Here is an 893-nt window from a genome sequence, read left to right on the forward strand (position 1 = left end):
ACAAATCATAGTAAGACATTTTTTGGATTAGTCTTATGGAACTACGCCACCTCCGATATTTCATTACCGTTGCTGAAGAATTAAATTTTAGTAAAGCCGCTCTTAAACTTTTTACTGCACAACCCTCCCTTAGCCAACAGATTAAAGATTTAGAAGAAGATGTTGGTGTACGACTTTTAAATCGCACTAAACGTAAAGTTGAGTTAACTGAAGAAGGTGTAGTCTTTTTAGAACATGCTCGTCTCACCCTTGCTCAAGCTGAAAAAGCAGTTGCTCTGGCACGACAGGTTTCTAAGGCTAAGCAGCAACTGTTACGTATTGGTTTTGTCCCCATTGCAGAAATGAAAATTTTCCCTTACGTTCTTCCTAATCTGCGATTACAACACCCCGATCTCATCATTGAATTATCGAACCTAAACAATACTGAACAACTTAAATCCTTGAAAAAAGGTGAGTTGGACATTACCTTTACGCGAGAAAACACAGATAGTGATGAAATCCAAAGCCAATTTGTTTTGACTGAACCCCTGATTTTTTTACTTCCAAAGAATCATCCACTTACTCAGTATGACCGAATTCCTGTCCATGCCTTACAAGGTGTTGACTTTATTATTCCTGCTGCCGAGCAGTCACAAACATTACATAACACCATTTTAAACTTTGCCAAAACTCACAATATTGACCTCAATATTGTTCAAAAAGCAGATAGCATGTTGTTTAATATTAACTCTATTGGCTCTGGATTAGGTTGTACAATTTTACCAGCCTACGTTGCACCTTTAGGAATCAAAAACACAGTAGTTCGCCCGCTCGATATCGAGTTACCGACACTGGATTTATTCGTGAATTACCGTAAAAACTCACAGTCTTTAGGTGTCCAAAAATTCATTGAC

The 893-nt window shown here is 37.8% G+C and carries 1 protein-coding gene; it reads left to right on the plus strand.

The annotated features are described in order from the left end of the window. Positions 1-35: 35 nt before the first annotated feature. The coding region (hcaR, locus tag NL42_RS13915; protein ID WP_461313179.1) for a DNA-binding transcriptional regulator HcaR at positions 36-893 on the plus strand (858 nt) is incomplete at its 3' end.

Source organism: Acinetobacter sp. GN11 (assembly GCF_054823985.1).